A 7,403-nucleotide genomic window follows, 5' to 3' on the forward strand; every position below is an offset into this window, starting at 1 on the left:
AGGATTTCAAGATAAATTATGGTAAAACATTTTCCTATCATTGAGGTTCCCCCAGATGCTCCTGAGGATATTGAGGATTTGGGAACAAAAGAAAAGTTCTGGTTCCATCATCAGGATTTAGGTCTTTGTCTCTACAAGAAAGCTAGACCAAATACAGGAGAGGATTGGTCAGAGAAGATTGCATCTGAGTTGTCCGATTTACTAGAGCTACCCCATGCTGATTATGAACTAGCTACATTTAATAGCGAGAGAGGGACTATTTCACCATCATTTTTACCTGAAGATGAAAGTGTACCTGAAGAGGAAAGGGTTCCCCTTAGTAGGCTTACCCTTGGCAACGAGATCCTAGCGGGAGTAGTGTCTAACTATCCAAGATACTCAAAAAACCCATCTCAACACACAATCGATATTGTATTTAATGCCATTGGAGATTCTTCGGTAAATCTGCCTCTCAATTGGACACCACCGCATGGCATTATGACTGCCGTGCATACTTTTGTTGGATACTTATTGTTAGATGCTTGGATAGGCAACTCTGATCGACACCATGAAAACTGGGCTGTCATCAGTTTGGAAAAGAAAATTTATTTAGCACCAACTTATGACCATGCCTCTAGCATGGGTAGGGAATTGCTAGATGAAAAACGACATTTAAAGCTTAACAATAAATCTGTCACGGGGTATGCGGAAAAATGTAATTCTGTACTTTATGCTAATGTTAATGATAGGAAACCTCTCAAGGCTGTTGATGCGTTTCGTGAAGCTCAACAGCGCTATCCAAATGCAGCCAGAGTATGGTTGGATAATTTAGCAAGGGTGTCAAGCAATGATACGTTAGATATTTTTAGCCGTATCCCATCAGAACGCATATCGCCAACAGCAATTGAATTTGCACAGAAAATATTAGAATTCAATCAAAGCAGGCTACTGAAACTGCAAGACACCCTACTATGAAAACATTGTTTTTAGCTTGGCAAGATCCAAAAAGTCGTGCTTGGTTTCCCATTGGTCGATTAACCTTTGATGATATTAAATACCAGTTTATTTACACGTATGGTGCTACAGAAGCTCAAGTCAAGTGCGGGTTTCAACCATTGATCTCTTTTCCTGACTTAAAGGAAGTATACACATCAGTTGAATTATTTCCCTTGTTCTCCAATCGATTAATGCGACGTTCTCGCCCAGATTATAAAAATTATATTGAGTGGCTAAATATTCCTCAGCATGAGGACGAGCCAATTACTATTCTTGCTCGTAGTGGTGGACGCAAAGCAACGGATAATTTTGAAATTTTCCCCTGCCCAGAACTAAATGACAATGGTTTATATAATATCCATTTTTTTGCACACGGAGTGCGGCACTTTCCCGCTTGTGCAATAGAACGGATTAGTCAATTACAAACGGGTGAACTGTTATATTTAGCTAACGAATTTCAAAATCCCTATGACCCCCGTGCATTGCTCTTATGTACTGAGGATCATCACATCGTAGGTTATTGTCCTCGGTATATTGTGGATGATGTTTTTAAACTTAAGAGCAAAAATCCTGAACTTGTAAAAGTACATGTTGAGCGCGTTAATCCAGCACCGACACCTCTCCAACTACGTTTATTGTGCAATATGACAGCAGAATGGCATAATAATTTTCGTCCATTTTCTAGTCGGGAGTATCAGCCTTTAGTGGCTGATATTCCTGCTAGTTGTGCTAATTCCTAAAGTTGATGTGAGGCTAGAAAAGCTTCAACTTCAGCATCTGTTGGTTGGGAAGCGATCGCACCTGGTTTAATGGTAGTCAGTGCCCCAACAGCACTGGCATAAGTGACGATGCGTTTTGCAGTTTCAGCATCCTGCAAGCTGTGGATGCCGTAATGACTCAACTGGTGGATGAATCCTGCCAAAAAGCTATCTCCTGCACCAGTAGTATCAACTACGGGAATAGAAAAGGAAGGTAATTTGCCTTCGTTCTCACCCAGACAGTAGGTGCAACCGTTTTCGCCATCTGTTACTAACACTCCTTCAATTGAAGCCAAGCGGTAAGTAATGGCTCCAGGATCTGCGGTTTCAAATAGCCATTCAGCTTCTTCTTTGGAGAGTTTGAGGAAATCTACTCGCTTAAATAATTCTGGAATTTTTTGATGAGCGATTTTTGGCTCGTCCCAAAATACAGGCCGCCAATTGATATCTAGAACAATCTTCAGATCGTAATGTTCTGCTAACTCTAGGGCGCGGTAAATTGCCTGTTCACTTTCAGGATAGGCTAATTCCAAAGTACCCAAAACCAGAAAATCTGCCTCTTGAAACAGCACATCTGGCAATTGTTTGGCTTGCAGGCGAGTATCGGCAAATTCTGCGGTGTCATACTGACCAAATCCGGCGAAGGTGCGATCGCCAGCCAGATCCCGTGTAACATAAACTTGCCGCGTTGGTGCTGTGGGGTGACGTTGTACCCCCGTCGTATCTACACCTACATCTTGTAATAGCTTGACTAGTGCATTTCCTGGTTCATCTTCACCAACGGCTCCGATAAATCCTGCTGTCGTCCCCAGCTTGACTAAAGCACAGGCTACGTTAGCTGGTGCGCCTCCTGGATAGGGAGTCCAGGATTTAACTTCTTCCAGCTTTAACCCTAATTGATCGGCTAAACAATCAAACAAAATTTCACCGAGGCACAAAACACGGGAATTGCTCATTTCATTTTAGATTTGAGATTTCGATTTTGGATTAAGAATTTACAGTATAAAATCTACAACAATTTTTGCTAACTTGTCGCCAGTTCTTCATAGAATTAAATAGCAATTTTTACTACTCCATAACATCTATATGCTTCTAATTACCACCGAAATTATCTAAACATTTATACCAATCTACAGGCAAAAATAAGTGTTGTATAATACTTGTATATTGTCGAGATTTATATTCTTGCCAACTTGAAATCCAAAGAAAATATTGACAATAGTATTACTGCTAATACTTGAAACCCCTACCAACAAAAGAATCTTCTAGAATTAGAAAGAGTGATTAAGTAGATATACCAAAGGAGGATAGAAATAGTCATGGCTGGTGGCAAGTCTGAGACCCCCGTTAGTCTGTCAGACAGAGAACTGCAAATTATCGACCTAGTGGCCGCTGGCTTAACTAACCAAGAGATTGCAGGAAAACTGGAGATTAGCAAGCGTACAGTTGATAACCATATCAGCAATATTCTGACCAAGACTGAGACCGAAAATCGAGTAGCTCTTGTCCGCTGGGCCTTACAGTGGGGCAAAGTCTGCTTAAATGATGTCAATTGCTGTCTTCTCCCTAACCAGATCGAATAAACAATTTACTAGTAGCAACCTAATTGCTATGGTCTGGTAGAATTGCAAGCCAATTTTGAGGTTGACTGATTGTTTCCCTCCCCACGCCTAAGTTTTCAGTGTGAACGCTCTACCAAAAGTTCCGAGTCCTTCACTCAGCCGGAGTTTATGTTAGTGGAGCCAGCTGACCCTCGGACTCGGAAACTAAACCTCATCTATGTTGAAACCTAGTTGAAACCTAGAGTTTTTTAAAAGATATATTTATGTAGGTTGGGTGGAGTAAAACGCAACCCAACATTACCACCAAATTTTATGTTGGGTTACGCTAAAGCTGCACCCAAGCTACAAAACTATGTCTCTTCTCAATGCCCAATTCCCAATGCCCCATGCCCCATACTTGATACCCAAACTCAACAATTAACCACAAAAATTAGCAACAATTCAGTGGTGCAAGCGTTACATTTGAGAGAAATCTATATTGCTCCATCGGCTTGGAGAGTGGTGTTCCAATGAATACTTCTGCTTCTTTTCAGGGTGGCTCGTCTCCCTTTGATTTTTTTAACTTTGATTTTAGAGTACCTGTATCTGAGAAAGTTCCGAACCCAGAATACCGTCCCTTAGACTTTCCCCAACCCACACAAGATGCTGACTTACTCAGGCAGCTATCATTTATTCCAGGGTTGAAAGAAATTTTGATGATCCGGCAGGTTCACGCCTTAGAACACGCTACTGTTTGGGTTCTTAGTGATTCACAAAGTGGCCAACCTGCTAAAGGAAAAGCTACTAACGTTCAACCAGATAACGAACTATTAGGCGGTTTGTCTACTGAGCATGGATTTTACCTTTATGGTGAAGTAAATATTAGTGATTTGCGCCGTGCGGTAGCACTTGCTCGACATCGCCTCACCAATGGAGAATGGGATTTAGCTGTACATCCCCGTTGCGGCACAAATTTATCGGTAGCAATGCTCTTAACCGCTGGACTAGCTGTTAGTGTACATCTGTTACTACCATTTCGACCAATCGAGCAACTTATAGGTTTGGGGTTAGCAGCGACGACAGCTGCTGAACTCGCACCTGATTTAGGTTTTATGGCGCAGCGTTACCTAACAACTGCCATTCCTTTTAACTTAGCAATTGAAAATATTACCCGTACACGAGACGTTTGGGGGCGTGAGGCACATTTTGTTAAAGTGGGTTGGCAAGAATGAGAGGGAGCAGGGGAGCAGGGGAGCAGGGGAGGCAGGGGAAGAAGGACTATTGATTATTAACCCATTCCCAATTCCCAATTTCCAATTCCCAATGCCCAATTCCCTAATTAAATTATGAGAAAACTTTACTTCTTACTCCCCGGTACAGATGGCAAATTTGCCTGTGGTGGTCTTTGGGCTGAGTTAAAAGCACTTAATCTAGCTCAGAATTTCTGTAGTGCTGACGTTGTAACTTACCGTCAGCGAGAAAAAGATAAGCTTTTTATTGATGATTTACTAAAAGAGAAAAATTTAAGTGATGTAATTTTTGTCATTAGTTGGGGATTTGATATAGCTCAACTTGTGGCTAAACTTAAGCAATACAATGTGGTTTATCATGCACATAGTCCAGGTTATCCATTTAGACTACCTGCGAGTATTCCGATTGTTACTGTTAGCCGCTATACAATGGGATATTGGGGAGAAAAATCACCTAATTCTCTGATTTATTATTTGCCCAATCAAATTTCTGATGAATTCCAAAATTTAGGTCTGGAACGGGATATCGATGTTTTAGTCCAGGCTCGAAAATCTTCTGAGTATTTAATTAAAGAATTGATTCCAGCGTTGCAAAAACGTTGTAAAGTATTGGTTGTTGATTCATACATAGAGGATTTACCCGGACTGTTTAACCGAGCTAAGGTTTACCTCTATGATTCGGCTGAGTACTGGGCACAACAGAGCGTTAGTGAAGGATTTGGTCTACAACCAATGGAAGCTCTTGCCTGTGGTTGTCAAGTATTTTCTAGTGTTAACGGAGGACTGGCAGATTACTTAGATCCTGGATTTAATTGCTATAAAATTGCTGGATATTCTCAAGAATATGATGTGCAACGTATTCTGAAAGTGATTGATTCTTCAGCAACTTTTAGTTTATCTGAAGATTTTTTGACTGAGCATCGGACTGACAATATTATTAAGCGTTTCCAAGTGATTCTGGATGAGTTAAATGAGTTTTTTGATCACAAGATCCAACAGCCATCTAATATTAAGAGTTTGACGAGAATACGTATGGCAAAATTACTCGCTCAGAGGATATATGGAAAGCTGAGGAAGAAATATTTTAAGTAATATAAATGAACCGCAGAGGCGCAGAGAACACAGAGAGAAGAGAGGAAATGGAATGAGTCGGCGGTTATTAGTTACTGGGGGTGCGGGGTTTATTGGGGCGAATTTTGTCCATCACTGGTGTCAGGTTTATCCAGATGACCGGGTGGTGGTGTTGGATGCGCTTACATACGCGGGGAATCGTCTGAATTTGGCGGAGGTTGAGGGAAGAGAGAATTTTCGGTTTGTGCAGGGGGATATTTGCGATCGCACCATCATAGACAACCTATTATCAACTGAAAATATAGATACTATCGCCCATTTTGCTGCTGAATCTCATGTTGATCGTTCGATTCTTGGGCCGGCGGCTTTTGTGCAAACTAATGTGGTGGGAACTTTCACACTGCTGGAAGCTTTTCGCCAATATTGGGAGGCTAAAGCACAGCCATCTGATTATCGTTTCCTACACGTTTCGACTGATGAAGTTTACGGTAGTTTGAGCCCAGATGATGCAGCTTTTTCGGAAACTACACCTTACGCTCCTAATAGTCCCTATTCAGCTTCCAAAGCTGGTAGTGATCACTTAGTCAGGGCTTATTATCATACTTATAAACTTCCTACCATTATCACAAATTGCTCTAATAATTACGGGCCTTATCAATTCCCCGAAAAGCTAATTCCCCTGATGTGTATCAACACTTTAATAGGTAAACCATTACCTGTTTATGGCGATGGTAAAAATGTGCGGGATTGGCTTTATGTGGTCGATCATTGTCGTGCTTTGGATGTGGTAATCAATCATGGTCAACCAGGGGAAACCTACAATATTGGTGGCAACAATGAGGTGGAAAATCTCAACCTGGTGCAGCTTTTGTGTGAAATGATGGATGAATTAGCACCTGATTTACCAATACGTCCAGCAAAGGATTTGATTACTTTTGTCAAGGATAGACAGGGACACGATCGGAGATATGCAATTAATGCGAACAAGATTAAAACTCAGCTTGGTTGGACACCTTCTGTAACAATTGCTGAGGGTTTACGTTTAACTGTTGAATGGTATCTCAATCATCGTGATTGGTGGGAACCTCTGCTGTCTGCGGAATATCAAGCTTACTATCGCAAAAATTATCTCATTCCCACAATTTCTCTAGATAATGACTATCCTTGAATATAAGGGAATCAGATCGGCGTAAACTGCCAGCAGGTGTAAGATGCTGCAACCAGAACAGATATTACAAGATCGTTATCAAATCCAACACCAACTTGGTAACAATGGAATTCGTCAAACTTGGCTTGCAAAGGATTTACTAGCCTCTGATGGCGAAAATTCGACCGTTGTGGTCAAACTTTTAGCCTTTGGCGGTACTATACAGTGGGATGATTTAAAACTTTTTGAGAGGGAAGCACAAATTCTTAAAACAATAAGTCATCCCCGCATTCCTAGATATATAGATTATTTTTGTATCGACGATCGCACTCTCTGGTTTGGCTTAATACAACAATATATTCCTGGTGAGTCGCTTAAAGAAAAACTTGCTCTTGGCAAAAGGTTTACTGAAAAGCGAGCGAGAAAAATCGCTGGTGAGATTTTAAATATTCTCATCTATCTACATGAGTTAAATCCAGGGGTGTTACATAGAGATATAAAACCGAGTAATTTAATCTGGGGCGAAGATAATCGGATTTATTTAGTTGATTTTGGCGCAGTAAGTAAGCCGTGGGAAAAATTTATAAGTATGTAACAAAAAATTAAGCAGAAGAATTGGAGTTAAATCTTATACGCTGTGTACTATATTTTCCCTTCTCTG

The 7,403-nt window shown here is 40.9% G+C and carries 9 protein-coding genes; 8 read left to right on the forward strand and 1 reads right to left on the reverse strand.

Annotation, left to right across the window (positions count from 1 at the left end):
• Positions 1–18 precede the first annotated feature (18 nt).
• The gene (locus H6G86_RS09660) at positions 19–954 is read left to right on the forward strand and encodes a HipA domain-containing protein (protein ID WP_190934123.1); all 936 of its coding nucleotides are present in this window, start codon (positions 19–21) and stop codon (positions 952–954) included.
• Positions 951–1,715: an HIRAN domain-containing protein gene (locus H6G86_RS09665; RefSeq protein ID WP_190934124.1), complete on the forward strand. Its 765-nt coding sequence runs from the start codon at positions 951–953 to the stop codon at positions 1,713–1,715. The genes H6G86_RS09660 and H6G86_RS09665 overlap by 4 nt, the downstream gene beginning before the upstream one ends.
• Here H6G86_RS09665 and H6G86_RS09670 read toward each other — a convergent pair.
• Positions 1,712–2,689, reverse strand: a complete 978-nt coding sequence (locus H6G86_RS09670) for a carbohydrate kinase family protein (RefSeq protein WP_190934125.1) — start codon at positions 2,687–2,689, stop codon at positions 1,712–1,714. The two genes, H6G86_RS09665 and H6G86_RS09670, sit on opposite strands and share 4 nt — an antisense overlap.
• 363 nt (positions 2,690–3,052) lie before the next feature.
• On the opposite strand from H6G86_RS09670, the gene pedR reads away from it, so the two are divergent.
• The 6 genes from pedR (at position 3,053) to H6G86_RS09700 (ending at position 7,337) form a co-directional block, all read left to right on the forward strand.
• Positions 3,053–3,316 (forward strand): photosynthetic electron transport-dependent transcriptional regulator PedR, encoded by a 264-nt coding sequence (gene pedR, locus H6G86_RS09675; protein ID WP_012410583.1) that lies wholly within the window; start codon positions 3,053–3,055, stop codon positions 3,314–3,316.
• 291 nt (positions 3,317–3,607) lie between these two features.
• Complete coding sequence (locus H6G86_RS09680) at positions 3,608–3,808, forward strand: hypothetical protein (RefSeq protein ID WP_190934126.1); 201 nt, start codon at positions 3,608–3,610, stop codon at positions 3,806–3,808.
• On the forward strand, positions 3,805–4,506 hold the full coding sequence (locus tag H6G86_RS09685) for a DUF6391 domain-containing protein (protein WP_190934127.1): 702 nt from the start codon (positions 3,805–3,807) through the stop codon (positions 4,504–4,506). The genes H6G86_RS09680 and H6G86_RS09685 overlap by 4 nt, the downstream gene beginning before the upstream one ends.
• 114 nt (positions 4,507–4,620) lie before the next feature.
• On the forward strand, positions 4,621–5,616 hold the full coding sequence (locus tag H6G86_RS09690; protein WP_190934128.1) for a glycosyltransferase: 996 nt from the start codon (positions 4,621–4,623) through the stop codon (positions 5,614–5,616).
• Between the two features lie 52 nt (positions 5,617–5,668).
• A complete protein-coding gene (gene rfbB / locus H6G86_RS09695) occupies positions 5,669–6,763 on the forward strand; it encodes a dTDP-glucose 4,6-dehydratase (protein ID WP_190934129.1) in 1,095 nt (364 codons plus the stop codon).
• Between the two features lie 43 nt (positions 6,764–6,806).
• Positions 6,807–7,337: a serine/threonine protein kinase gene (locus H6G86_RS09700; protein WP_277883566.1), complete on the forward strand. Its 531-nt coding sequence runs from the start codon at positions 6,807–6,809 to the stop codon at positions 7,335–7,337.
• The last annotated feature ends 66 nt before the right edge of the window (positions 7,338–7,403 follow it).

Source organism: Nostoc sp. FACHB-133, from assembly GCF_014698055.1.
In the GTDB taxonomy this organism is placed as follows: domain Bacteria; phylum Cyanobacteriota; class Cyanobacteriia; order Cyanobacteriales; family Nostocaceae; genus Nostoc.

Coding starts and splice junctions, on each gene's coding strand:
- H6G86_RS09660 (WP_190934123.1), top strand. CDS start 19: ATGGTAAAACATTTTCCTATCATTGAGGTTCCCCCAGATGCTCCTGAG.
- H6G86_RS09665 (WP_190934124.1), top strand. CDS start 951: ATGAAAACATTGTTTTTAGCTTGGCAAGATCCAAAAAGTCGTGCTTGG.
- H6G86_RS09670 (WP_190934125.1), bottom strand. CDS start 2,689: ATGAGCAATTCCCGTGTTTTGTGCCTCGGTGAAATTTTGTTTGATTGT.
- pedR (WP_012410583.1), top strand. CDS start 3,053: ATGGCTGGTGGCAAGTCTGAGACCCCCGTTAGTCTGTCAGACAGAGAA.
- H6G86_RS09680 (WP_190934126.1), top strand. CDS start 3,608: ATGTTGGGTTACGCTAAAGCTGCACCCAAGCTACAAAACTATGTCTCT.
- H6G86_RS09685 (WP_190934127.1), top strand. CDS start 3,805: ATGAATACTTCTGCTTCTTTTCAGGGTGGCTCGTCTCCCTTTGATTTT.
- H6G86_RS09690 (WP_190934128.1), top strand. CDS start 4,621: ATGAGAAAACTTTACTTCTTACTCCCCGGTACAGATGGCAAATTTGCC.
- rfbB (WP_190934129.1), top strand. CDS start 5,669: ATGAGTCGGCGGTTATTAGTTACTGGGGGTGCGGGGTTTATTGGGGCG.
- H6G86_RS09700 (WP_277883566.1), top strand. CDS start 6,807: ATGCTGCAACCAGAACAGATATTACAAGATCGTTATCAAATCCAACAC.